Origin of the sequence: Bowmanella pacifica, from assembly GCF_014645355.1 — a bacterium.
Classification (GTDB): domain Bacteria; phylum Pseudomonadota; class Gammaproteobacteria; order Enterobacterales; family Alteromonadaceae; genus Bowmanella; species Bowmanella pacifica.
Map to the genome: position 1 here is coordinate 425719 of NZ_BMLS01000003.1, position 24648 is coordinate 450366.

Consider the following 24648-nt stretch of genomic DNA (forward strand, 5'->3'; position numbering starts at 1 on the left):
GCTGCTGACATCATTTAGCAACTTGGGCAATCCATGCATATTGATGAGTTATTGCAGCAGATCCACTGCAGTCAGAATTCCAGTCCGACCCTTAGCGTTCCCAAAGACTGGGCTCAGGGACGCACTGTGTTTGGTGGACTGTCAGCGGCCTTATTGTATGCCGCGATTCGAGAGCAAGTTCCGGCGGACCGGGCACTGCGTTCGCTGACCACCAACTTTGTTGGCCCTTTGCTGCCAGACACCGATTTTCGAATTGACATTACAGTATTGCGAAGCGGCAAGAATGTCACTCAGGTAACCGCCAGCGCCGTACAAGAGGATCAGGTTGCGGTATTTAGCCAGGCATGCTTTGGTATTGAGCGACAATCCAAAATCAAAGTAGCGTCACAAAGTCAGCATCAAATGCCTTTACCCACTAAAGCCAAGTTTATTCCCCAGATCCCTAAGGTGACGCCCAAGTTTCTTAAACATATCGATTTGTCAGTGGTTGAAGGCGGCTTGCCATTTACGGGCAAAACCAATGCCAAGGTGCAGGGCTGGATGCGTTTTACTCAGCCGCCGACACAGATTACCGACGCCCACCTGATAGCCTTGATTGATGCCTGGCCTCCCACCATTTTGCAAATGCTTCGCTGGCCAGCGCCTGCCAGCACCATGAGCTGGAACCTGGAGTTTATTCACCCGCATCAGCCCGTGGCAGCGGATGACTGGTTTGCTTATCAGGCGGACACCCGTCAGGCCGCCGACGGCTATTGTCATAGTGAGGCGAATATTTGGGATAAGCAGGGCGAACTGATTGCCATTAGTCGCCAGATTATTGCGGTATTTGATTAAGACAGCTTACTCACCAGCGAGGCCATATGGCCTTGCTGCAGGTAAGCCAGCCCTTCCTGATAACCTATATCTATAATGCGCTGCGCCTGACGAAAATCCAACATACCGACATTGCCGATATGCGGCTGGATAAAGTAGTCCACCATTTCCCGATTAGCCTTTTGCCGATGTGCACTGGCTAACATGGAAGAGCGTAGTAAGGTGTGCAAAATGGAGGGCACTTTGGGTTGCTCCCTGCCCATTAGCTTATTCATCAGCAGTTGCCAGGGAGACGGTACTTCGTGCAGCGCGGTCAGGTAATCTTCTTTGGGGCTGACATCAATGGCTGCCACAGGGCCTCGGTTACGTTGACGCATAAGGTCACATGGCAGGTTGTTAAACAGCCCGCCATCAACCAGATAATGTCCTTCGTCAATCACCGGGGCAATCACGCCGGGAATAGACACACTGGCCCGAATGGCACGCCATAACAAGCCTCGCTCATGATCACGCTCTTCGGCAGTACTCATATCTGATGATACGCAAAAAAACGGCAATGGCAGGGCTTCAATGCGGATATCACCAAAGCCTTCGTGCAACAATCTGTCCAGGCGCTGACTCTTGGATAAGGAAATAACCGGCAAGGTGTAATCACCAAGCGGATTGACCGACACAAAAAAGCGCCGAATCGCCGAGATAATGTGTTCTGCATCCCATCCCATGGCAATCCAGCCCCCCATAATGGAGCCCATACTGGTTCCGCCAACCCAATCCACCTTAATACCGGCTTCCTGCATGGCCTTGTAAATGCCGATCTGGGCGAAGCCTCTGGCCCCGCCCCCGCCCAACACCAAACCCAAAGACTGTTCGGTAAGGTAACGCCCCAGCCGCTCCACGTCTCGTCGGCTGTCGGCTTGTATATGAAAATGCTGGCGAATATTGAGCCGCTCCAGCCAGCTTGCCGTATCACTGATATGAACCACACGAGGATGAATTAACACCAGATAACGGCGCTGCTTTTGCCAGGAGAACATTTGGCTGTATTTTTCCAGCCATGCCTCTAGATGCGAGACGCCGTCACTTTCCTGTGCCAATATCCATACTTCATCGGCGCGCTCCAAACACACCTTAGTCCAGTCGTCGGCATCCAGACTGGAGAAATACAGATTAATTGGATTGTTCTGTTCCCGAGCATCCAGATAGTCAATCAGGGTTGAATGATTAATATCAGCCAATTGCCGGTAGGCAAATTTGCGGCAAACATCCTCTTCAGCAAACACCCCAAAGCTACTCTGCCACAACAAAGAACGCAGTTGTTTTGCGGTCTCATGGGCATCTTGACGCCCACACTCCAGCACCAGTCGGTTTACTGGCTGTACCTTACGCTGAACCTTTTCATTTTGCTTTTTTATTCTGTCGATCAGGCTAGATACAACATAAGTGCTAAGCCAGGGAAAGGCCAATGACAGACGGTCAAACTGCTGGCGATCCAGACTGATTAAGGCACAAGACCGGGTTGCTACCAACCTGACGGTGCGAACCTGATTACTAAACAGGGACATTTCCCCAAAGGCCTCGCCATGAAAAATCTCTCCTATCCGTCTTAGGTTGTCCTTTTCCCCGGCGTATACATCGATTTTGCCGCTCAACAGAAAATACATAACCTGGGCGGAATCACCGGGTTCAAACAGGGTTTGATTTTCTTGCAAATGGGAGAAATGAGCGCTTTGAATCAGCTCTTGGAGGAACTCTGCAGATACATTGGGGTAACTGCGAAGAAAGGTTTGCAGAACCAGCCTGATGGTATGCAAGCGATGATGTAAAGATTCAAAATGAATCGCCACATCATCTAACTGGGCCTTGTCTATTTGTGACCATTCCACAACCTCGAACAAACAGGCACTAGTGCACAGCAACCCAAATCCCAGATATTCCTCACCAGCCAGAATGGCCTGACCAACCCATTGCCCTGGCTGCAAAACCAAGGCATTCACTGTGATGTCCTGTTGGCGCAATTGTACGACGGCGGATCCCTTGACCAGACGGTACAAGGCAGTATTGAGATCATCCTGAGCAAACAGCCGATGGCCCTGCTCACAATTAACCATCACCCCATTACGGGACGCCGCGTGCTCCAGTATCTCAATATCCTGCCCTTGCAACAGCATAGCCAAATCCTGCCTATATCTAGGAACCTAGAGTATAGAATAAAAGTTTAGATATTCAGCAGCTTAAGACAGCTAACAGGATTTGGCTCATTCTCAGTCAGACTTGCGTACCGAGACACCGTCAATACGACGGCGGCTAAGCACTTGCGCCAGTTTTTTCATACTGACGGCTTTATCTTTTTCATCAACAATTTCCAAACCTAGCATGGCTTCTAATAAGTCTTCCAAGGTCAGTATCCCTTCCAGGCCGCCATATTCATCCACTACCAGCAACATATGCGCTCGGTTATTCAGGAAGTGATCGAAGGTTTGCACCAGTGGCATGCTACTGAGCATTGTCACCATGTCTTTACGGTATTCGCCCAGGGTACGTTGACCATTCCCACGGGCTTGTGCCAGCAGTAAGTCGGATTTAAGTACAAAACCCGTGATTTGCTCGGGTTCGTTCTCATACACCGGGATACGGGAGAAGCTCACGTCATCATGTTTATGGAAAAAGGTTTCCACTGTCATGACTTCCGGCAACGAAAACACCACAGTACGATGCGTCATCGCCTCTTTAATCTTCATCTGGTGCAAGTTAAGCAGATTCTGCAGTATATGGGCTTCACGCGATGCCAACTGCCCTTCATCTCGCGACAATTCAGCCATGGCCAACAGTTCAGCACGATTTAAACCACGTTGAGTATTATCCGGTGAGATATAGCGTGTTAACCAGTTAGACATAACCACAAACGGATACATTGCCCAAATCAGGTACTTAAGCATATACGCTGTTGCCGGCGCCAACTGGCGCCAGTAAGTGGCCCCCAGCGTTTTGGGAATGATTTCCGAAAAAATAAGAATCAATAAGGTCAGCACCGCTGATGCTAATCCCAGATAAGCATCCCCAAACACCACTGCCGCCTGTGCCCCAGCCCCTGCCGCACCGAAAGTATGGGCAAAGGTATTTAGGGTCAAAATAGCAGACAGGGGCCGGTTGATATCATCGGTTTGATTTCTCAGCAATGCGCCAGACGACTTCCCCTCTCCTTCTAATACCGAGATATAGGCAGAGGACACACTTAAAATTACGGCTTCAGCGACAGAGCATAGAAATGAAAAGCCCAGCGCCACAAGCACATAAACAATCAATAGAATCATTGCGCTGAGGGCTCCTGTTTACCTCGGTACTTTTCAAACCACCACAGAATATACTCTACTTTGGCCATCAGATTACTGGGGCGTTTGTAGATACCATGGGGAGCGTCTGGAATGCGGACCATGGCCGTATCCACACCTTGTAGCTTAAGAGCCTGATAATATTGTTCAGTTTCGGACATGGGGGTTCGATAATCCGCTTCCCCGGTCAGCAGCATAGTGGGTGTTGTCACATTGCCGACATAGCTGATGGGCGAGCGTTTCAGGTAGTGCTCGGGATCTTCCCAGGGCTTCTTGGCGAACCAATACTGACTGAAAAACGGATAAAAATCGGAAGTCAGTACAAAGCTAAACCAGTTGATAACGGGCTTAGCCACCACCGCCGCCTTAAAACGATCGGTATGACCTACAATCCAGGCAGTCAGCACCCCACCACCGGAGCCGCCGGTCACAAACATTTGCTCGGCATCAATAAAGCCTTTGTCTATCAGCACATCCACGCCACTCATCAGATCATCGTAATCCTGACTGGGATAGTTGTGATGAATGGTTTGAGCAAACTCCTGACCATAGCTGGAACTGCCACGGGGATTGGTGTAAAGCACCACATAGCCTGCGGCCGCAAACAGTTGCACTTCGGCAGAGAAATGCGGGCCATAGGCCGTAGTAGGTCCACCGTGAATCTCCAGCAAGAGTGGATACTTTTTGCTGGCATCAAAACCAGGTGGATAGACTATCCACCCCTGAATATCCAAACCATCGGCCTGAGATTTGTACCAAATTTCTTCGACCTTACCTAAGGTCTTATGACCAAGCGCGTCATCGTTCAAACGGGTCAACACCCGAGGCTCGCCTTTTCTTAATACGGCGATATCCGCAGGCCTGTCGCTACGTGAATAAGTAAACGCCAGACTACCGTCATCGGACACGTCAAACTCTGCCCCCGTGTAAGGCCGCCCGTAAGACTGCCCACCCAGGCTGTCGGTTAGGACCTGACGCTTCCCTTTGAGCCCCTGAAAAGCCAGCAGCGTTTTACCCTGATCATCATATTGAATATACAGACCGCGCCCTTTGGCATCCCATTTAAAATCACTGATACTGCGATCCAAATCAGCGCTAACTGAGCGGCTTTCACCACTGCTCAGTTCCAGTAAATAAAGCTGATTATTCTCATAGTTAGTGCGCTTATCATCATAGCCAAGGTAAGCAAGATACTTTCCATCTGGCGATACCGCTGGGTGATTGTCTGGTCCGTTACGCTCTGTGATGGCGTCAATCTTTGTAGAAGCAAGTTCCACCTGGTAAATCTCTGTATTCAGCGGCGCCATGCGGAAGTCTTCGTGCAAATTCGCTGAAAAGTACAAGAATTTCCCATCCTTACTCCAGCTCAATCCACCACTATGATTAAAATTACCGAAGGTAAGCTGTCGTGGGCTGCCTCCTTGGGCATCCATCACAAAGAGTTGCACATACCCAGGCTCTGCATAGCCAGCACCGTCATTACGGTAAATAACATCGTCAATAAATACAGCAGGCTCAGCCCACTTAGCGCCCTGTGGCATGCCACTTAAAGAGACCGGTGGTGCGACCTTAGCTTTCACAAACATCTTAAAGGCCAACATGCTGCCATCTGGTGACCAGGTCAATCCGCTAGGGGCTGAGGTAAGATGGCTTTGCTGGGCACCGATATTTTTATCCAACCAGTGCAAGTGAATTTGCGGTTTACCCGATTGCGTTGAGATGTAAGCCAAACGCTTTTTATCTGGCGACAGAGCCAATCCATAATCCTGGTGCGCACCGCTGGTAACCGGCAACATCTGCCCTTGCTTATCTACCTGCCAGATATTGCCAAGCTTTTTGTCCTGGTAAATATCCATATAGTTACGGATAAAAAACACATTGCCAGACTCGGCTCCGGCCGTGACGCCAGAAGCATATTCCAAACTGAAAATATCACTGGGAAGCAGGGTCGATTGAGGCTCGGCTTGCGCAGCGCTCGTCCCCAACAAGAGAGACAAGGCCAGAGACTTGTAGGCGTTCATATCACTTTCCTGAGTTAACAGACTGATTTATTACTGGATTGTTGCACCTCGTTGACGCGGTGTCATCTGCCATTCACCGCAAACAAGCCGTATTAGTGCCTCATTGTCACTGGCAAAAATTCCTGGCGACCAGGTAACGCTGAGCAAACATGGAGATGGATACAGGATAACAGCGACACGCGCACCTTAGGTGTCAAACCACATTAACGGTGATAAATACAAACAAGACAGTCAATATAAAGGTGGTGTTCGGCAGTCTTCTGACCGTCTTAGAACCACTGGCGGGTAAACACCCGGTCAAGCTCGTCAAACGCCTTGCGCAACAAACCGGCCAACTCCCGATATTTAGGTCTGCGCTGAATATCCTGAAGCTGACAGCCTTGCTGACGCATTTTCTGATGGATTTCCTGGTACCAGGATAAAATAGCAGGCGGCAAGGTCTGATTGGCCCGGTACCCAAGCCATAACAAACCTTGCATAGGTAAACTCAGAAAAAACGCCGCCATAGCCAGGGCCTGCGGTAAGGCGTCGTGACCAAGAGTACTCACGTGAGCAAAGGCCACCAACACCGCTAACGGCGGCATATAACGAATAGAAAAGCGGGTAGCGGCGATCACCCGACATTCGGGGAACAAGCCATATAACTCGGGCTGCATGGGCCACAACTGCATATATGCATGGCCATCTTTAAACATGCCGGTAATGGATTGCGCCATAACTGCCCCTTGGAATAAACACTACCTGATAACTATACCAGCAATTGTTCAACTTCGCGGCAAAGTTTTCTGTCGTTTGAGATGAAGCAAAGCCGCCGGCACTTCATCGATACAATACCAGGGTACTGGTAAGTCTATCCCGCCCGAAGGACGCCATTTTGATAAACTCTTCCCGGCTTACCGGCACATTGGTGAAATCCATTTCCGTTTGCCAACTTTCGTAGTCTCTTTCCGGATCAGTAATAGACACACAGTTCTGGTCGGCGCCAGTGACCAATACCCAGTGAGGCGCCTTATCGCGGGTTAACCGCCACATGCTGATTAAGCTAACCAATACAGCACCTTGGCGCAGATACTCATCTAGCTTATCCAAGGTCAGTGGCGCATAGTAAATATCCACCTGAGTGTCCGCCAGTTGCGACAGAAAATGTTTGTGTACCTGCTCGATAACGACTTTTTTCTGTGGGTCACGGACACTGTTAATAAAGGGGACTGAGGTTTGATTGACGTAGAGATGCACTTTGAACTTGCGACGCCAGGCGCTAAGGGCCAAACCGAATCCGCTACATCCACCATGACCTGAGGTCATAAAAATGGTGGTCGCTTCACGCCAAATCTGAATTTCTTCATCCATCGACATCTGATAACCGAGATCCAGTTTATGCATGGCCATCATTAAACTGGCGGGCCCGCACGTAAAGTCTGTGGTCTGCTGGTAACGAATACCAGGTAACTTACCCAGAGACGTGGGACGTAATGCCCGCTCCATCTGCAGCGCATCCCCGCCATCTTCATAGTAGCCTTCGACCTTACCTATGGGACGATATTTCAGTTTCTGATAAAGATGAATAGCCGCCTGGTTATCAACCCGCACTTCCAATCGCATAAACAAACAAAGTTCATCTGCTGCACGCTGTTCTGCCTCGCTCAGTAACTGTTGCGCCACCCCTTTACCACGACTGGCATCCGACACCGCAATGGAATACAGCCTGGCGAGCTGGGTACCGTTACGATAAAGCACCAGCGCATAGCCAGCCAATTGCGCACCATCATAGGCAACGATCAGCGAACAATGTCCCTTGCGGATAAAATAAGTAAAGCTGCGACGGGATATTCTATCCGTCGTAAAGCTGGCTTTTTCCAGCGCGACTAAATCGGAAATATCAGCCGATTGGGCTGGTCGAATAACAAGTTTGTTCAACAACATGGACTCGCAGAAATGCGTCGCGATAGTTTAGGCTTAAACGCAGAAACTGCAATATGCAAATACAAGACAAGCCAATCGTATAAAACTATTATTGCAGCTACCGTTTTGGTGTATTTTAGCCTCAAGTATTTCGCCTCAGTGGAATACAGGCTTTTGATTAATATTCTTATCTGACGCTAGTCGGCGTCTAAGGCATTTTTGCGCATGTCTGGATATTTTGTGGTCGTGGACGAACTGGATGATTGGGCCCCCTATTTCCCCAGTCGAGAAGTCATTTCGTTTGATCAATACCTGGCTAAAACCGATATTCCGGCCGATCAAACCGTTCGCATTCTCAACTTTTGCCGAAATAAACGCGCGTTGGGACGCGGTTACTATTGCTCGTTACTTGCAGAAGCCCGTGGGCATAAGGTCATCCCCAATATCAGCGTACTCAACGATTTACGCCGCAAAAAGCTCTACACCCTCAAACTGGAAGAGGTGGCGAAATCTATTGCCAAGTTGAAGCCAGCGGGGAATGCCGCGCAAGTCACCTTCCGCGTCTTTTTGGGCGAATGCCAGCAAGCCGAATTCGCCGAACTGGCTAAAAGCATTTTTGAGCGCTTCGCAGCCCCCGTGTTGGAAGTAACGTTGGAGTATGACGGCCAGTGGAGCCTGGAAAAGGTACACACCTTATCGCTAAAAGAGATTAGCGACGAAGCAGAACAAGAGTTTCTCGCCAATACGCTGGAGAAATTTAGCAATCGCCTGTGGCGTAAGCCCAAAACGCGAAAGCACTATCGCTATGATGTTGCGATGCTGGTTAACGCCGAGGAAAGCATGCCGCCCAGCGATAAAAAAGCGCTAAACCACTTTATCAAAGCGGCAGACAAACTGGGTATTAACCTGGAGACCATAGGCAAACGCGATTATGTGCGACTAGCAGAGTATGACGGGCTGTTTATCCGCGAAACCACCTCTATCGACCATCACACTTACCGATTTGCCAAAAAGGCCGAAGCGGAAGGCATGGTAGTGATTGATGATCCGACCTCGATCTTGCGATGCACCAATAAGGTCTACCTGGCGGATTTATTACGCACCAACAAGGTTCCCACGCCAAAAACCTTGTTGCTCAGCCACACAGATAAAGACAGCCTGCAACACGCCATTGATTATCTTGGCTTGCCCATAGTGCTGAAAATTCCCGACGGGGCCTTTTCCCGCGGTATGTACAAGGCCACCAATATGGACGAATTGGTGGACGCGATGAAAAAATTAAGCAAGACCTCGGCCTTGGTTTTGGCTCAGGAGTTCCTATATACCGAGTACGATTGGCGTATTGGGGTACTGAATAATAAACCCCTTTATGCATGTCGGTACTTTATGGTCAAAGGTCATTGGCAAATTTACCGCCATGATGATGGTAAGAAAGCCGCTACGGGTGGTTTTGAAACCATGCCGACCTATGAAGTGCCGCAAGCCGTATTGGAAGCCTCATTAAAGGCATGCCGATTGATAGGCGACGGTTTCTATGGGGTAGACGTCAAACAGACCAAAGATGGCCGCGTGGCGGTTATTGAAGTCAACGACAACCCCAGTATCGATTCAAGCGTGGAAGACAAGTTTTTGGGTCAGGCCCTTTACTACGAAGTCATGGCAGAATTTCTGCGTCGCCTTGAGTCACAATAACAGGGGCACCGGTCCCCTGCATGAAATAAGTAATATAACTTGCTAGCTGGAGAATTTATGGCTGAAACAAGACATAGCCGCCTGATGATTTTAGGTTCAGGCCCCGCAGGCTACACGGCGGCGGTTTACGCTGCCCGCGCTAACCTAAACCCCGTGCTGATCACCGGTATTCAGCAAGGCGGCCAATTGACAACCACCACAGAGGTGGAGAACTGGCCTGGTGATCCAGAAGGTCTGACTGGCCCGGATCTGATGGTGCGCATGCAAAAGCACGCCGAAAAATTTGATACTGAAATTATTTTCGACCATATCAACGAAGTGGACTTTTCCAAACGCCCCTACACCCTCAAAGGTGACAGCGGCAGTTACACTTGTGATGCCCTTATCATTGCAACCGGTGCCTCTGCCAAATACCTGGGCTTACCGTCCGAACAAGCCTTTATGGGCAAAGGGGTATCTGCGTGCGCAACTTGTGACGGATTCTTCTACCGTAACCAGAAAGTGGCGGTAATCGGTGGTGGTAACACCGCAGTTGAAGAAGCGCTGTATTTGTCCAACATTGCCTCAGAAGTGCATGTTATTCACAGACGTGACAGTTTCCGCAGTGAAAAGATTCTGGCCGACCGCTTAATGGAAAAAGCCAAAAACGGCAATGTGGTACTGCACCTGAACAAAACTCTGGACGAAGTGCTGGGTGATGAGATGGGCGTCACCAAAGTTCGTATTCGCGATACCCAGAATGACGGTACCGAAGAAATTGATGTAATGGGCTTGTTTGTGGCTATCGGTCACAAACCCAATACCGACATGTTTGTTGGTCAATTGGACATGAATGATGGCTACATCAAGATCAACAGTGGCCTGAACGGCAACGCAACAGCCACCAGTGTACCCGGCGTGTTTGCAGCCGGTGATGTGTGCGATCACGTGTATCGTCAGGCGATCACCTCGGCAGGTACAGGCTGTATGGCTGCGCTGGACGCTGAAAAGTATCTGGACGGTCTGGAATAAGTCAAATAAAGGCAGGCCTTCGCCTGCCTCCTTTCTCATGAGCAAACATTTCTACCGGCTCGACAACACACTGCAGTTTCCAAGCCCAAGTATGGCCTTAAGGGATCCTAACGGACTCTTAGCCTTCGGTGGTGACCTCAGTGCTGAGCGACTGTCACTGGCCTACGCTAACGGCATATTTCCCTGGTTTAGTGAAGGGGAGCCAATACTCTGGTGGTCGCCCGATCCGCGTGGAATTTTGGAGCTCGATGATTTTATTTGTTCCAAAAGCCTGGCCAAATTGGCCCGCTCGCATCGCTACCGGATCACCCTGAACACCGCCTTTGAGGCAGTTATTCATCATTGCGCAAGTGTTCCCCGCGATATAAATGGCACCTGGATCACCCAACCCATGGTCCAAGCTTACATTAAGCTGCACCAGGGCGGACATGCGCATTCAGTGGAAGTATGGGAAGAAGAGCATTTGGTTGGCGGACTTTACGGCGTCGCCATTGGGCGCGTGTTCTGCGGTGAATCTATGTTTCATTTGCAAAGCAACACTTCTAAATTAGCATTCTTGCATTTGGTTCACTATCTACAGGATAAGCAGTTTCATTTTATCGACTGTCAGTTACAGAATCCGCATTTGGCTAGTTTGGGAGTAAAAGAAGTGTCCAGAGCCCATTTTCTGCAACGCTTGCAACAAGCGGTTGCTCAGCCCCCAGCGCATGATTGCTGGCAAGCGCAATGTCTTAGCAAACAGCCATGCCCATGAAGTTCGCCCTTACCCACCCGTTTAGCTGCAACTACCTGCCAGAACAAGATGAACAACTGATTGTTCTGAGCGAACAACATGCCCTAAATCCACTAAATTATGATGCGTTGCTGAATGCCGGCTTTCGACGCAGCGGCGAACATGTTTACCGTCCCCATTGCCCGCAGTGCTCTGCCTGCCAGTCTCTGCGTATTCCAGTGGCAAGTTTTCAGCCCAGTCGAGGTCAAAAACGCATAGCCAAAACTGCGCATGGGATCACACACAGTTTGTCATATCAGGATCAACCTAACTATTATCCGCTCTACGAGCGCTACATCGAGGCCCGTCATGCCGATGGCAGCATGTATCCCCCCTCAAAGGAGCAGTACCAACAGTTTATTCAAGCCCCTTGGGGCTCACCGCTATTTGTTGAGTTATGGCAGGCACAGCAATTAGTTGCCGTGGCCATTACCGACCAAACCCAATATGCGCTTTCAGCGCTGTACACCTATTTTGCTCCTGAACTGGCCCACTTATCCTTGGGAACCTTGGCGATTTTGCGCCAGATCGAGATAGCGCAGGCACTGGGAAAACAACATCTTTATTTGGGTTATCAAATCGATGCATGCAGTAAAATGAACTACAAGGCCAAATTTTTTCCCCATGAAAAGTTCATTCAAGGCAACTGGTATCGGATAGATTCTGGCCGCTAAACATAAAAAAACACAGAGTACGCTTTACAGTGGCGGTATATTTGGGCAAAATCTGCGCGGCGTTTCTCTGGGTACCGGGTAGAACATGTTCCTCGGTAAAAAAGGAATCATCAGGTAAAACGACTTTACCCCCAGGAATTCAGATTTTTCATCACATTCTGCTTAAGTCTATTCTTAGGTCGGAAAGTAAATAGCGATAAACAAAGGTAATTTTTTTAGATGGCGAAAGAAGACTGTATTGAGATGGAAGGCACGGTATTGGACACCCTTCCAAATACTATGTTTCGTGTTGAGCTTGAAAACGGTCACGTGGTTACCGCGCACATCTCTGGCAAAATGCGCAAAAACTATATCCGTATTCTCACCGGCGACAAAGTCACAGTCGAGATGACCCCGTACGATCTGACTAAAGGACGTATTATCTACCGCGCGCGTTAATGCTTAGCGCAGAGATAAAAAAGGCCCGTATAACGGGCCTTTTGCATTTATCAGGCTTCCGCCTTTGAATCACTCATGCTGTAGTCGAAATTCAACTTATCGTCTTTCAGATCGATTTTGACACTACCACCTTCGATCAATTCACCAAACAGCAGTTGATTGGCCAACTCCTTCTTGATGTGCTCTTGCAGTACCCGGGCCATAGGTCTGGCACCCATTGCTTTGTCATAGCCTTTTTCAGCCAGCCAAGCGCGGGCATCAGAGGTAATTTCCAGTGAGACGCCTTTGGCATCCAACTGTACCTGCAGTTCAACAATAAACTTATCGACCACCTGAAGAATAATGTCCGGCTCAAGGTGGTTAAACCAAATAATGCCATCTAACCGGTTCCTAAACTCCGGACTGAAAATCCGGTTAATCTCGGCCAGTGCATCATGACTGTGATCTTGCTGCTTAAAGCCAATGGACTTCCTAACGGTCTCTTGCACACCGGCGTTGGTGGTCATGACCAGCACCACATTGCGAAAATCCACTTTACGGCCATTGTTGTCGGTCAGGGTACCGTGATCCATCACTTGCAGCAGGATGTTGTAAATATCGCTATGGGCTTTTTCTATCTCATCGAGCAACACAACCGAGTATGGGTGTTTGATCACCGCATCGGTAAGCAGGCCGCCCTGATCGAACCCCACATAGCCTGGCGGTGCACCAATCAAGCGACTGACCGCATGACGCTCCATATATTCGGACATGTCAAAGCGCACCAGCTCCACGCCCATAATTTTAGCCAACTGCTGCGTAACTTCGGTTTTTCCCACCCCGGTCGGGCCGGCAAACAGGAAGTTACCAATAGGCTTAGTCTCATTACCCAGACCACTGCGTGACAAACGAATCGCGTCGGTCAAGGTGCTGATAGCATTGTCCTGGCCAAACACCACCATCTTCAGGTTACGATCCAGGTTCTTCAGGGTTTCCTTATCCGACGCAGAAACCGATTTCTCCGGAATACGCGCCATCTTGGCAATGATTTGCTCAATCTCGGCCACACCTATGGTTTTCTTGCGTCTGGACACCGGCAACAAGCGTTGGCTGGCTCCTGCCTCATCAATTACATCAATGGCCTTATCGGGCAAATGACGCTCATTAATGTACTTTGCCGACAACTCCGCAGCGGCACGCACCGCTTTGTGGGTAAAGCGCACACCATGATGCTCTTCGTAGCGTGATTTCAAGCCCATCAGAATCTTAGTGGTGTCGTCGACGCTCGGCTCTATCACATCAATTTTCTGGAAACGTCTGGCCAGGGCGCGGTCTTTTTCAAAGATCCCCTGGTATTCCTGATACGTGGTAGAACCAATACAACGCAGCTCGCCACTGGACAGCTTCGGCTTGAGCAAATTAGACGCATCCATAACACCACCCGATGCGGCACCCGCGCCGATAATGGTATGGATCTCGTCGATAAACAAAATGGCATGTTCATCACGCTCTAACTCTTTGAGAATTGCTTTTAAGCGTTTTTCAAAGTCACCGCGATATTTTGTACCTGCCAGCAAACCACCAAGATCCAGCGAATAAACGGTGGCATCGGCGATCACCTCAGGCACTTCTTTTTGCACGATACGATACGCTAACCCTTCAGCAATGGCGGTCTTCCCTACGCCAGCCTCCCCCACCAACAGCGGGTTATTTTTGCGTCTGCGACACAAAATCTGAATGGTTCGCTCAAGTTCCATATCACGTCCAATCAACGGATCGACCTTACCTTCCTTTACCAGCAGGTTAAGATTGCTTGAGTACTTATCCAGGGTCGAGGTGCCTTCTTCCACTTCATTCGGTTCATCCTCCCGTTCGCTTTGCGCCGGGCGATCTTCCTCAGACTTAGAGACACCATGGGAAATAAAATTGACCACATCAAGACGGGTTACGTCCGACTTTTTAAGAATGTAAACAGCCTGGGATTCCTGCTCGCTGAAAATTGCCACCAATACGTTAGCACCGGTGACCTCATCCTTACCTGAGGATTGCACATGAAAAACCGCTCTTTGCAGCACACGCTGGAAACCTAAAGTTGGCTGCGTTTCACGATCAGACTCGGGTCCATCTAGGATAAGCGGCGTCGTGTCTTTAACAAAGTCGGTTAACTCGGCCCGAATGGTGTCAATATTGGCACCGCAAGCTTTAAGCGCTTCACGGGCCGCCTTGTTGTCGAGCAATGCCAACAGCAAGTGCTCTACCGTCATAAATTCATGACGATGCTCGCGAGCAAAAATAAACGCTTGATTTAACGTTTGCTCTAAATCTTTATTCAACATACGCGACCCCTTACTACTGCGCCCGACGATTCAAGCTGGCTCCATGGAACACATTAACGGATGTTGATGCTTCCTGGAGTACTGGTTGACTTGCATTACCTTGGTTTCGGCGATTTCGGCTGTGTAGATACCACATACTGCTTTGCCTTCGTAATGCACCGTCAACATCAATTGGTTTGCTTTTTCCGCTGTCATACTAAAAAAACGCATCAACACTTCAACCACGAAGTCCATTGGCGTGTAGTCATCGTTATTTAGCAAAACTTTATACATGGGAGGCGGTTGAACTTTACGTTTTACCGCCTCGAGTTGCTTGTCATGACTAATGATGCTGTCTTTACTCATACTTCAAATAATAGCCGTTCAATTAAAATGCTAAATGGGAATTTTTGACTTTTTAGTGAAATGTTAAATTTACCCTTGACATATTCAGGTTAAAAAATCTACATTTTTTAGGTTCCCTTAATTTGCAGTAGTCAGGGAACCTTAATCCCTAAGTCTCATTGTGGGGATTATCACAGGACAGTTCAAGGGCTCTAGAGGAAGCAGAAGTATGGCAGTTGGCAAGGTTAAGTGGTTTAACAACGCAAAAGGTTTCGGTTTTATCGTACCGGAAGACGGCGGTGAGGATGTTTTCGCTCACTATTCTACGATCCAGATGGAGGGATACCGTTCTCTCAAGGCGGGTCAGGATGTTAAGTATGAAGTGCAACAAGGCCCCAAGGGCTTGCATGCAGAGAACATCGAGTTAGCGAGCGAGCCGGAAAGATAATCCGGCTCGGCGAAATAAAAAAGCAGATGCTAAGTATCTGCTTTTTTTTATTTTTTCGATTCCTTCCCCAGCTTAAATATAGACTGATTAGGTCTGATTTATATCTGATATTTATATTCCACACATAAAAAATTAATTTTTATTTAATTCAATCAGTTGGCTATTAAAATAAATTATTCTCTTAAATCTTATATCACTGAATAGTCATAGGCGTTGTCATGTTGGCACAAAAAAGCCCGGACTAGGCCGGGCTGAAAAAAAGCAAAAACCGATTAAAGTTTAGCCAACACGTCTTTAAATACGTCACTTGGGAACATGGCTTTACTAACTTTGGCTTCTTCGGGGTAGTAATAACCACCAATATCCAAAGCATTACCTTGGGTCGCATCGATTTCAGCCAGGATTTTGCCTTCATTGGCTTGCAGTGCTTCAAACAAAGGTTTGAACTTAGCCGCCAACTCAGCGTCTTGGCTTTGATTTGCCAAGGCTTCCGCCCAGTACATGGACAAGTAGAAGTGGCTGCCACGGTTATCCAGCTCACCGGCACGACGTAAAGGTGATTTGTTCTCGTTAAGCAACTTTTCAGTCGCCTGATCAAGGGTCTTAGCCAGCACCTCCGCTTTGGCGTTGCTTTGCTTGATAGACAGGTCTTCCAGCGACACCGCCAGGGCCAGGAACTCACCCAGGGAATCCCAACGTAAGTGCCCTTCTTCAACAAATTGTTGCACGTGCTTAGGCGCAGAACCGCCTGCACCGGTTTCAAACAGGCCGCCGCCTGCCATCAATGGCACGATAGACAACATCTTGGCACTGGTACCCAATTCCAGAATCGGGAACAAGTCCGTCAGATAGTCACGCAGAACGTTACCTGTTACGGAAATGGTATCCAGACCACGGATACAACGCTCCATGCTGTAGCGAATAGCGCGAACCGGAGACATGATCTGAATATCCAGGCCATTGGTATCGTGCTCTTGCAGATAGGTATTCACTTTGTTGATCAACTGGATGTCATGGGCACGTTCATCGTCCAGCCAGAACACCGTTGGCATACCGGATTGACGTGCACGGGTTACCGCCAGTTTCACCCAGTCGCGGATTGGCGCATCTTTGGTCTGACACATACGCCAGATATCGCCTTCTTCCACCTCATGTTCGATCAGTACAGTTTCGTCTTGATCGATGATACGCACAGTACCGTCAGACTTGATTTCAAAGGTCTTGTCATGCGAACCGTACTCTTCAGCTTTCTGCGCCATCAGACCTACGTTAGGTACCGTACCCATAGTGGTAGGATCGAACGCACCGTGAGTCTTACAGAAGTTAATGACTTCCTGATAGATAGTGGCGTAAGTACTCTCTGGAATCACAGCCTTGGTGTCATAAGGCTTGCCATCCGGTCCCCACATCTGACCAGAGCTTCTGATCATGGCAGGCATAGAAGCATCTACAATCACGTCACTGGGAACATGCAGGTTGGAAATACCTTTGTCTGAGTTCACCATGGCAATAGGTGGACGGTCAGCATAACAGGCGTTGATATCACGCTCTATCTCGCTACGTTGAGACTCTGGCAGGCTGGCAATCTTATCATAAACACTGCCCAGACCATCATTAGCGTTCACGCCTAACTCGGCAAACAGGTCGGCGTATTTTTCAAACAAGTCTTTGTAGAACACCTTTACACAGTGGCCGAACACAATGGGGTGTGACACCTTCATCATGGTTGCCTTAACGTGCAGTGAGAACAAAATACCCGTTTGCTTGGCATCTTCGATTTGTTCCTCGAAGAACTTGCACAAGGCTTTCTTGCTCATGTACATGCCATCAATGACTTCACCGGCCAACAGGTCAATACGAGGCTTAAGTACGGTCTTGTTACCCTGCTTGTCGGTGTGCTCAATGCGAACAAAGCCAGCTTTGTCCACTGTCACTGACTTCTCACGAGAGTAAAAATCACCACCGCGCATGTGCGCTACGTGTGTGCGTGAAGCCTGGCTCCAGGCGCCCATGGAGTGTGGATGCGTCTTGGCGTAGTTTTTAACCGCGGTAGGCGCACGGCGGTCGGAGTTACCCTCACGCAGTACCGGGTTTACCGCACTACCCAGGATTTTGCCATAACGCGCCTTGATGCTTTTCTCGTCATCATTTTTTGGCTCTTCTGGATACTCAGGCAACATAAAGCCTTTGCTTCTCAATTCTTTAATGGCGGCTTTAAGCTGAGGAATAGAGGCACTGATATTAGGCAGCTTGATAATATTGGCATCAGCGTGCTGCGTCATTTCGCCCAGTTCAGCCAGTGCGTCTTGCACTTTTTGCTCATCCTTCAGGTACTCGGGGAACGCTGCCAACATGCGGCCAGCCAAAGAAATATCGCTTAACTCAACCTCGATATCTGCCGTTGACGCGAATGCCTTGATAATGGGCAACAAAGAATACGTTGCAAGAGCCGGAGCTTCATCGGTCTTGGTGTAAATTATTTTTGACTTGCTTGTCATGTGATACCTCTGTTGTTACGGCTGGATGCGGCCGGTTGGAACATTACGGGGCGACAGGGGCCACTCGTTATCTCCTGCTGTAAAACCCGGTTCCAACATGACCGGGCCACATCCCCACCATGGCATCGGGAAGCATGCTTCCCGCAAAAAAGTGTCTGAATCATATATGGCCAAAACCGCCGAGTACAAGTGCTACTTGGGTATATAACTGCCAAACAGCATAATCCAAACGCCTGTTTTACTTCAGTAAAGGCTTGGTTGACTGGGCGCTGAGCACCCGGATAATAAAGCCAATCTCGCCCAGTTGAAGAATTCTTTCCTTATAGGTTATGCACACTCGAACCCTGTTATTTAATAAGCCCTATGGCGTGCTTTGCCAATTTACCGATCAGGAAGGTCGCCAAACGCTGAAAGATTATATCGATATCCCCGGCGTGTATGCGGCCGGCAGACTGGATATGGATAGCGAAGGCCTGCTGGTACTAACCAATGACGGCCAGCTTCAGCACAAGCTGGCCCATCCAAAGAGCAAAACCAGTAAAACCTATTGGGTGCAGGTGGAAGGCATACCCGATGATAAAGCACTGCAGGCGCTGCGGGATGGAGTACAGCTTAAAGATGGTATGACGCAGCCAGCCAAAGTGGCCATGATGGCCGAACCTGAAGTATGCCCACGCAATCCGCCGGTACGCTTTCGCCAGTCTATCCCCACCAGTTGGCTGTCCATCAGCATAAGCGAAGGACGCAACCGCCAGGTGCGCCGTATGACCGCCCATGTCGGTTACCCAACCCTGCGTTTGATTCGTTATCGGGTAGGGAGTTGGACCTTAGATGGGGTTGCTCCTGGTCAGTTTTTGGAGATTTAAGTGTTTAAACCTAATGTCACCGTCGCCTGTGTAGTAGAAGCCCAAGGCAAATACCTGCTGGTTGAAGAAAACATTAACGGCAGACGAGTGTTCAACCAGCCTGCTGGTCATTTAGAAGCGGGAGAATCAATTCCGGATGCAGCCAGGCGCGAACTGCGGGAGGAAACCGGTCTGGATCTCCCCCCTGCGGGTCTGGTGGGAACCTATCTGTACCCGGTAGAACGAGAAAATTTGACCTTTTTACGCTTCTGCTTTGCCCTCAAGCTTGAAAATCCTGTCACAACCGCCCCACAAGACCCACAAATTCTGGCTTGCCATTGGTTAAGCCTGGATGACATCAAACAACGCCGAAGCCAACTACGCTCGCCCATGGTACTGCGCTGTATAGAAGATTATCAGCAAGGCACAATGGTCCCTATTAGCCATTTTCACTATCTGCCCTAAGCCATCCATAGCAGATGCGTCCGCCGGACAAGTCTGCTAGAATTCGCGCTCCTTAAATTAAGCGCAGCGTCAAGTTAATCAAGCCCATGCAGCAGAACAGCCAAATTAAAGTCATTGTCGGTATGTCCGGTGGTGTAGATTCCTCCGTTTCAGCCTATTTGCTTCAACAGCAAGGCTATCAGGTGGAAGGGCTGTTTATGAAAAACTGGGAAGAAGACGACGATGCCGAATATTGCGCAGCAGCAGAAGACCTGAAAGACGCCCAAGCCGTGGCAGATAAGCTGGGTATCAAGCTTCGTACCATCAATTTCGCCGCCGAATACTGGGATAATGTTTTTGAATATTTCCTGGCTGAATACAAAGCCGGTCGCACACCCAATCCGGATATTATGTGCAACAAGGAAATTAAATTTAAGGCCTTTCTGGAATTCGCCCTGGAAGATCTGGGCGCCGATTATATTGCCACCGGCCACTATGTGCGTCGCCGTGAGCAAGACGGTCATTGGCAGCTACTGCGCGGCCTGGATGACAACAAAGACCAAAGCTATTTTCTCTACACACTGAGCGAGCAGCAAGTGGGGCACACTTTGTTCCCTATTGGCGATATCGAAAAGCCCCGGGTGCGAGAAATTGCGGCCGAACAAGGTCTGATCACCCATGATAAGAAAGACAGTACCGGTATTTGTTTTATCGGTGAGCGCAAGTTTAAAGACTTTCTGGGCCGTTATCTGCCCGCCCAACCCGGTAAAATTGAAACCACTGAAGGTGATGTCATCGGTGAGCATGACGGTCTGATGTACCACACGTTAGGCCAGCGCAAAGGTCTGCATATTGGTGGCTTGAAAGATCACGGTGAGCAACCTTGGTATGTGGTGGATAAAGACGTGGCCCGTAATGTTTTGATCGTCGGCCAGGGTGATGATCATCCACGCTTATATTCCAAAGGGCTTATCGCCAAACAATTAGATTGGGTGGACAGACAAGGCCCACAGTCAGCTTTACGTTGTGTGGTGAAAACCCGTTATCGCCAACAGGATATACCCTGTGAGGTCACGCCACTGCCTGACGGCCAGTTGCAGGTGCTATTTGACCAGCCGCAAAAAGCTGTAACACCGGGCCAGTCAGCTGTATTTTACCAGAACGACGTCTGCCTGGGCGGCGGCATTATCGAGAGCTACATTCGTTAATATGAACGACAGAGATTTTGACAAGAGTCTGGCCCTGGCTGCGGTTTGCCAATCAGCAGCCCTGGTGCAGCAATTTGCCCGCAAGGGTCATGGGGATGACGGTGCCTTTGTTGCCAGTATTCAAAGCTTGGTGATCACCGACCCGCAAAGCATCGAAGAGATCTACGGAAACCTAGCCAATTTGCGCTTGGGTTTTGTCACCCTCGAAGCGCAGCTCTCCAATAAAGCCGTTGCCAAAGACGCCGAGATCACCCGCTATATTGCCAGCATCCTGGGGCTCGAACGTAAATTGGCCAAGCAACCAAATAAGCTGGCCGAACTGGGTGAACGTATCGATCATATCAAGCGTCAGCAAAGCCTGTATGCGCTGACCGATGAGCCTATGCTGGCCAATATGGCGCGCATTTATTCTGATGTTATCAGTCCCATCGGGCCACGTATTCAGGTCGCCGGCGACCCTAATCTGTTAAAACAAACCGCCATTCAGCACAGAGTCAGAGCTTTGTTGCTGGCCGGTATTCGTTCCGCGGTGCTTTGGCGTCAGTTAGGTGGCAAACGTCGCCATATTCTGCTCAGCCGTCGCAACGTATTGGAAAACGCCGAGAAGGCGCTCAAACGTATAAATCATTAATCAGGAGCCACACATGGAACTCTCTGCATTGTCAGCCATTTCCCCGGTAGACGGACGATATGGCAGCAAAACCCTGGAACTTCGCGGCATTTTTAGCGAGTTTGGTCTGATCAAATACCGGGTTCAGGTAGAAGTTCGCTGGTTGCAAAAACTCGCCAGCATTGACGCCTTGCCAGAAGTCCCCGCATTCGGCGATGCAGCCAATGCCCTGTTGGATGCTATCGTGGCCGATTTCAGCGAAGCCGATGCGGCCAGAGTCAAAGAAATCGAGCGCACCACCAACCATGACGTTAAAGCGGTTGAGTATTTCCTTAAAGAAAAAGTCGCGAACAACGCAGAACTCAGTGCTGTCAGTGAATTTATTCACTTTGCCTGTACCTCAGAGGACATCAATAACCTGTCCCATGCCCTGATGCTCAATGAAGCGCGTAGCCAGGTAATTCTGCCTTACTGTGACAAACTGATTAGTGAATTGCGTCGTTTAGCATTGGAATACAAAACCATTCCCATGATGGCTCGTACTCACGGTCAGCCCGCCTCACCTACCACTATGGGTAAGGAAATGGCGAACGTTATGGTTCGTTTGCAGCGCCAGCGTGAGCAAATCGCCAGTGTGGAGCTGCTGGGTAAGCTAAATGGTGCCGTAGGTAACTACAACGCTCACCTCTCTGCCTATCCAGCCCTTGACTGGCCGGGTATTTCCAAAGAGTTCGTAGAAAGCTTAGGTATTGTGTGGAACGCGTACACTACACAGATAGAACCCCATGATTACATTGCCGAGCTTTTTGATGCGGTAGCACGCTTTAATACCATATTGATCGACTTTGACCGCGACGTATGGGGCTACATTGCGCTGGGCCACTTCAAGCAAAAAACCGTGGCTGGCGAGATTGGTTCGTCCACTATGCCGCACAAGGTTAATCCTATCGATTTTGAAAACTCAGAGGGTAACCTGGGTCTGGCCAATGCTATTTTTGACCATCTGGCCGCCAAACTGCCGGTTTCCCGCTGGCAGCGCGACCTGACAGACTCCACCGTGCTGCGTAATCTAGGCGTGGGCATGGGCTACAGCCTGATTGCTTATCAAGCCACCTTAAAAGGTATCAGCAAGCTGGAAGTCAACGAGCAAAGCCTGCTCAATGAACTGGACGCTAACTGGGAGCTACTGGCGGAACCAATCCAAACCGTTATGCGTCGCTATGCGATTGAAAAGCCCTATGAAAAGCTCAAAGAGCTGACGCGCGGCAAGCGGGTTAACCAACAAATGATGGCCGAATTTATTGACGGGCTGGCATTGCCTGATGAGGTAAAAGCCGAGCTAAAACAGTGGACACCAGCAGGTTACATTGGCCGCGCCGTCGAGTTGGTTGAGCAACTGGTTGGCTAACAGACGCCATTAATAGCAACTATACTTAAACGCCCGGGGAAACCGGGCGTTTTTATTTAGCACAAGGACTATCCTTTTCCACGCAGTATACGGAACGAACAGCCATAAGGAGCTTGGCATGATCACCGCACTGTTTAAAACCTGGATATGGGCCGGCATTCAACGAAGTGCCTGCAAGAATATCAGCCCAGTGCGTTTAACCAACCTAATTTCCCTTGTACTCTTTTGTGTCATGCTACTGCACTTTCCTTTGCATCTGTTTTACTGGCAGCAAGGGGGCGATGTGCAAACACTTATCCTGTTATTTCACGCTATCCTCTGCCCACTGGTACCGGTTTGCAGCAGTATCGGTTATACCAGGCTCGCCCGCCGTATCCTTATTGGCGGCTATGCCAGCTTTATCTGCCTGACCAGTTTACACCTGGGCTATCTCAGTGCCAGCCACTGGTTTCTGATCCTGGGTTTTCTGACCGTGCCTTTCTTGTTTTACCGGGAAGAAACCGCCTTGTTGCTGCTAGCCTCGGGTAGCTACACACTGGGCTTTTTCTTACTCGAATCTTTTCAGCTCGCGCCGTTACTGGACATAACCCTGAACTATCAGCAAACCGTTAAGCAACTTACCAACCTGACGTTTCCGCTTATCTGCATGTTATGTACCTATCATGTTTTCTTAGATCATGCCAAAAGCTGGACACACATCGCCAACGAACAACGTCGCTCGGAAAACCTGTTGCTTAACGTGCTCCCCGATCCTATTGCCGAGCGTCTGAAAGACTCAAATAAGCCTGTGGCAGAACATTTTGCCAGTGCCACCGTGCTGTTTGCCGACATAGAAGGATTCAGCGACATTGTTAACAGCAGAGCCCCCGAAGCCGTAGTGAATTATCTGAATGATCTGTACAGCGAATTTGATCAACTGCTGAAGCAGTTCAATATGGAGAAAATAAAAACCAATGGTGATGAGTACATGGCGGTATCCGGCGTGCCCATACACCGCGCGGATCATGCCCAGCAGGCCTGCGCCTGTGCGCTGCAAATGCAGTTAACCTTTGCCCGAGTCAATGTACGGCATCATATAGATAAGGGGTTACGCATTGGGCTTAACAGCGGGCAGCTAATCGCAGGGGTCATAGGTAAACACAAGTTCAGTTATGATTTGTGGGGCGATAGCGTGAACTTGGCATCCCGTATGGAAAGCCAAGGGCAAAGCCATAGGGTTCAAGTCTCTGAGCACACCTATCGCCTCAGCAAGCACAACTTTATATTTGAACCTCGAGGCAAGCTCCATGTTCGGGGAATGGAAACTTGCCAGACTTATTGGCTGATTGGCCCACGAAACACATCAGACCAATCACGGGATTGACTATTTTTTAGTCAAATCTTAGACTGGGGACTCGGCACAATGAGGTGCTGATTTTGGAGGCTACGCAGATGACGTTTACGGTACAAAACGTCGACTGGATGAGCGCCAAAGACAAGCTCACAAAGCTGAGAGAAAAGGTATTCGTTTACGAATGGCGGATCCCCAAAGATGTAGAGTTTGACCGCCAGGACAGTGCCGCCTGTCATGTATTATTGCTGGATGACGCGGGCTTAGAGATAGCGACCGGACGCATCACCGCAGAAGGTGAGATAGGCCGAATCGCTGTCCTTAATAACTGCCGTAAACCAGAAGTATATCAGCAGCTGTTTGCTGCGTTGCTGGCCATTGCCGAGCAACAAGGCATGCAGACAGTCTCAGTACAGTGCGAGTTGGAAGGTGTCAACTACTACCAACAACAAGGATTTCGTCCTGTCGGTGCAGTTTATATGGATGCAGGCATACCTCGCCAGAGAATGGCCTGTAGCATCAAAAAATTCTCACTCACCAAAGTGGAGTTTACCCACTAGGGTGCC

Annotated in this window: 22 protein-coding genes; 14 read left to right on the forward strand and 8 right to left on the reverse strand. The window is 49.4% G+C overall.

Going from position 1 to position 24648, the window contains the following annotated elements; all coding sequences use genetic code 11:
* Positions 1-33: 33 nt before the first annotated feature.
* On the forward strand, positions 34-834 hold the full coding sequence (locus IEX02_RS11925) for an acyl-CoA thioesterase (protein WP_188695180.1): 801 nt from the start codon (positions 34-36) through the stop codon (positions 832-834).
* Here the strand turns inward: IEX02_RS11925 and IEX02_RS11930 are convergent.
* From IEX02_RS11930 to IEX02_RS11950, 5 genes are all read right to left on the reverse strand, one after another.
* The gene (locus IEX02_RS11930) at positions 831-2981 is read right to left on the reverse strand and encodes a patatin-like phospholipase family protein (protein WP_188695184.1); all 2151 of its coding nucleotides are present in this window, start codon (positions 2979-2981) and stop codon (positions 831-833) included. The genes IEX02_RS11925 and IEX02_RS11930 overlap by 4 nt on opposite strands.
* A 93-nt stretch (positions 2982-3074) precedes the next feature.
* Entirely contained in the window at positions 3075-4124 is a 1050-nt protein-coding gene (locus IEX02_RS11935; protein WP_188695187.1) for a CNNM domain-containing protein, read from the reverse strand.
* On the reverse strand, positions 4121-6163 hold the full coding sequence (locus IEX02_RS11940; RefSeq protein ID WP_188695189.1) for a S9 family peptidase: 2043 nt from the start codon (positions 6161-6163) through the stop codon (positions 4121-4123). Before IEX02_RS11940 ends, IEX02_RS11935 begins: the two co-directional genes overlap by 4 nt.
* A 269-nt stretch (positions 6164-6432) precedes the next feature.
* Positions 6433-6879, reverse strand: a complete 447-nt coding sequence (yfbV, locus tag IEX02_RS11945) for a terminus macrodomain insulation protein YfbV (protein ID WP_188695192.1) — start codon at positions 6877-6879, stop codon at positions 6433-6435.
* Positions 6880-6982: 103 nt separating this feature from the next.
* On the reverse strand, positions 6983-8086 hold the full coding sequence (locus IEX02_RS11950; RefSeq protein ID WP_188695195.1) for a GNAT family N-acetyltransferase/peptidase C39 family protein: 1104 nt from the start codon (positions 8084-8086) through the stop codon (positions 6983-6985).
* A gap of 204 nt (positions 8087-8290) precedes the next feature.
* Between IEX02_RS11950 and IEX02_RS11955 the strand changes: the two genes are divergently transcribed.
* The 5 genes from IEX02_RS11955 to infA all read left to right on the forward strand — a co-directional run bounded on the left by IEX02_RS11955 (position 8291) and on the right by infA (position 12652).
* Entirely contained in the window at positions 8291-9757 is a 1467-nt protein-coding gene (locus IEX02_RS11955; RefSeq protein WP_188695198.1) for a RimK family ATP-grasp domain-containing protein, read from the forward strand.
* 57 nt (positions 9758-9814) lie between these two features.
* Entirely contained in the window at positions 9815-10768 is a 954-nt protein-coding gene (gene trxB, locus IEX02_RS11960; protein ID WP_188695199.1) for a thioredoxin-disulfide reductase, read from the forward strand.
* Between the two features lie 37 nt (positions 10769-10805).
* Positions 10806-11522, forward strand: coding sequence for a leucyl/phenylalanyl-tRNA--protein transferase (gene aat / locus IEX02_RS11965; RefSeq protein ID WP_188695202.1), 717 nt, complete (start codon positions 10806-10808; stop codon positions 11520-11522).
* Positions 11519-12214, forward strand: a complete 696-nt coding sequence (locus tag IEX02_RS11970; RefSeq protein WP_188695711.1) for an arginyltransferase — start codon at positions 11519-11521, stop codon at positions 12212-12214. Before aat ends, IEX02_RS11970 begins: the two co-directional genes overlap by 4 nt.
* A gap of 219 nt (positions 12215-12433) precedes the next feature.
* On the forward strand, positions 12434-12652 hold the full coding sequence (infA, locus tag IEX02_RS11975; protein ID WP_008844395.1) for a translation initiation factor IF-1: 219 nt from the start codon (positions 12434-12436) through the stop codon (positions 12650-12652).
* Positions 12653-12702: 50 nt separating this feature from the next.
* On the opposite strand, the gene clpA is transcribed toward infA, so the two are convergent.
* Positions 12703-14967, reverse strand: a complete 2265-nt coding sequence (clpA, locus tag IEX02_RS11980; protein WP_188695205.1) for an ATP-dependent Clp protease ATP-binding subunit ClpA — start codon at positions 14965-14967, stop codon at positions 12703-12705.
* 30 nt (positions 14968-14997) lie between these two features.
* Entirely contained in the window at positions 14998-15312 is a 315-nt protein-coding gene (gene clpS, locus IEX02_RS11985; protein ID WP_188695208.1) for an ATP-dependent Clp protease adapter ClpS, read from the reverse strand.
* Between the two features lie 208 nt (positions 15313-15520).
* On the opposite strand from clpS, the gene cspD reads away from it, so the two are divergent.
* Positions 15521-15739 (forward strand): cold shock domain-containing protein CspD, encoded by a 219-nt coding sequence (gene cspD, locus IEX02_RS11990; protein WP_188695210.1) that lies wholly within the window; start codon positions 15521-15523, stop codon positions 15737-15739.
* 272 nt (positions 15740-16011) lie between these two features.
* Here cspD and IEX02_RS11995 read toward each other — a convergent pair whose 3' ends face one another.
* Positions 16012-18237, reverse strand: a complete 2226-nt coding sequence (locus IEX02_RS11995) for an NADP-dependent isocitrate dehydrogenase (protein ID WP_188695213.1) — start codon at positions 18235-18237, stop codon at positions 16012-16014.
* Positions 18238-18566: 329 nt separating this feature from the next.
* Here IEX02_RS11995 and IEX02_RS12000 point away from each other — a divergent pair, with 329 nt between their 5' ends.
* From IEX02_RS12000 to IEX02_RS12030, 7 genes are all read left to right on the forward strand, one after another.
* Positions 18567-19103, forward strand: a complete 537-nt coding sequence (locus tag IEX02_RS12000) for a pseudouridine synthase (RefSeq protein ID WP_188695216.1) — start codon at positions 18567-18569, stop codon at positions 19101-19103.
* Positions 19104-19547 carry an NUDIX hydrolase gene (locus IEX02_RS12005; protein WP_188695219.1) on the forward strand — a complete coding sequence of 148 codons (444 nt, stop codon included), beginning with the start codon at positions 19104-19106 and terminating at the stop codon, positions 19545-19547. It abuts the gene before it with no gap.
* Positions 19548-19633: 86 nt separating this feature from the next.
* Positions 19634-20734: a tRNA 2-thiouridine(34) synthase MnmA gene (gene mnmA, locus IEX02_RS12010; RefSeq protein ID WP_188695222.1), complete on the forward strand. Its 1101-nt coding sequence runs from the start codon at positions 19634-19636 to the stop codon at positions 20732-20734.
* 1 nt (position 20735) lies between these two features.
* Entirely contained in the window at positions 20736-21365 is a 630-nt protein-coding gene (hflD, locus tag IEX02_RS12015; protein ID WP_188695225.1) for a high frequency lysogenization protein HflD, read from the forward strand.
* A gap of 13 nt (positions 21366-21378) precedes the next feature.
* Positions 21379-22752, forward strand: a complete 1374-nt coding sequence (purB, locus tag IEX02_RS12020) for an adenylosuccinate lyase (protein ID WP_188695228.1) — start codon at positions 21379-21381, stop codon at positions 22750-22752.
* 118 nt (positions 22753-22870) lie between these two features.
* Entirely contained in the window at positions 22871-24115 is a 1245-nt protein-coding gene (locus IEX02_RS12025) for an adenylate/guanylate cyclase domain-containing protein (protein WP_188695231.1), read from the forward strand.
* A 68-nt stretch (positions 24116-24183) separates the two neighbouring features.
* The gene (locus tag IEX02_RS12030; RefSeq protein ID WP_188695234.1) at positions 24184-24642 is read left to right on the forward strand and encodes a GNAT family N-acetyltransferase; all 459 of its coding nucleotides are present in this window, start codon (positions 24184-24186) and stop codon (positions 24640-24642) included.
* The last annotated feature ends 6 nt before the right edge of the window (positions 24643-24648 follow it).

What these genes read in the sequence shown, in the direction of transcription:
- IEX02_RS11955 (WP_188695198.1), top strand. Translation starts at nt 8,291, where the DNA reads ATGTCTGGATATTTTGTGGTCGTGGACGAACTGGATGATTGGGCCCCC.
- hflD (WP_188695225.1), top strand. Translation starts at nt 20,736, where the DNA reads ATGAACGACAGAGATTTTGACAAGAGTCTGGCCCTGGCTGCGGTTTGC.
- cspD (WP_188695210.1), top strand. Translation starts at nt 15,521, where the DNA reads ATGGCAGTTGGCAAGGTTAAGTGGTTTAACAACGCAAAAGGTTTCGGT.
- yfbV (WP_188695192.1), bottom strand. Translation starts at nt 6,879, where the DNA reads ATGGCGCAATCCATTACCGGCATGTTTAAAGATGGCCATGCATATATG.
- IEX02_RS11940 (WP_188695189.1), bottom strand. Translation starts at nt 6,163, where the DNA reads ATGAACGCCTACAAGTCTCTGGCCTTGTCTCTCTTGTTGGGGACGAGC.
- IEX02_RS11925 (WP_188695180.1), top strand. Translation starts at nt 34, where the DNA reads ATGCATATTGATGAGTTATTGCAGCAGATCCACTGCAGTCAGAATTCC.
- IEX02_RS12025 (WP_188695231.1), top strand. Translation starts at nt 22,871, where the DNA reads ATGATCACCGCACTGTTTAAAACCTGGATATGGGCCGGCATTCAACGA.
- IEX02_RS11995 (WP_188695213.1), bottom strand. Translation starts at nt 18,237, where the DNA reads ATGACAAGCAAGTCAAAAATAATTTACACCAAGACCGATGAAGCTCCG.
- trxB (WP_188695199.1), top strand. Translation starts at nt 9,815, where the DNA reads ATGGCTGAAACAAGACATAGCCGCCTGATGATTTTAGGTTCAGGCCCC.
- aat (WP_188695202.1), top strand. Translation starts at nt 10,806, where the DNA reads ATGAGCAAACATTTCTACCGGCTCGACAACACACTGCAGTTTCCAAGC.
- IEX02_RS12000 (WP_188695216.1), top strand. Translation starts at nt 18,567, where the DNA reads ATGCACACTCGAACCCTGTTATTTAATAAGCCCTATGGCGTGCTTTGC.
- mnmA (WP_188695222.1), top strand. Translation starts at nt 19,634, where the DNA reads ATGCAGCAGAACAGCCAAATTAAAGTCATTGTCGGTATGTCCGGTGGT.
- clpA (WP_188695205.1), bottom strand. Translation starts at nt 14,967, where the DNA reads ATGTTGAATAAAGATTTAGAGCAAACGTTAAATCAAGCGTTTATTTTT.
- IEX02_RS11970 (WP_188695711.1), top strand. Translation starts at nt 11,519, where the DNA reads ATGAAGTTCGCCCTTACCCACCCGTTTAGCTGCAACTACCTGCCAGAA.
- clpS (WP_188695208.1), bottom strand. Translation starts at nt 15,312, where the DNA reads ATGAGTAAAGACAGCATCATTAGTCATGACAAGCAACTCGAGGCGGTA.
- purB (WP_188695228.1), top strand. Translation starts at nt 21,379, where the DNA reads ATGGAACTCTCTGCATTGTCAGCCATTTCCCCGGTAGACGGACGATAT.
- IEX02_RS11930 (WP_188695184.1), bottom strand. Translation starts at nt 2,981, where the DNA reads ATGCTGTTGCAAGGGCAGGATATTGAGATACTGGAGCACGCGGCGTCC.
- IEX02_RS11950 (WP_188695195.1), bottom strand. Translation starts at nt 8,086, where the DNA reads ATGTTGTTGAACAAACTTGTTATTCGACCAGCCCAATCGGCTGATATT.
- IEX02_RS11935 (WP_188695187.1), bottom strand. Translation starts at nt 4,124, where the DNA reads ATGATTCTATTGATTGTTTATGTGCTTGTGGCGCTGGGCTTTTCATTT.
- IEX02_RS12030 (WP_188695234.1), top strand. Translation starts at nt 24,184, where the DNA reads ATGACGTTTACGGTACAAAACGTCGACTGGATGAGCGCCAAAGACAAG.
- infA (WP_008844395.1), top strand. Translation starts at nt 12,434, where the DNA reads ATGGCGAAAGAAGACTGTATTGAGATGGAAGGCACGGTATTGGACACC.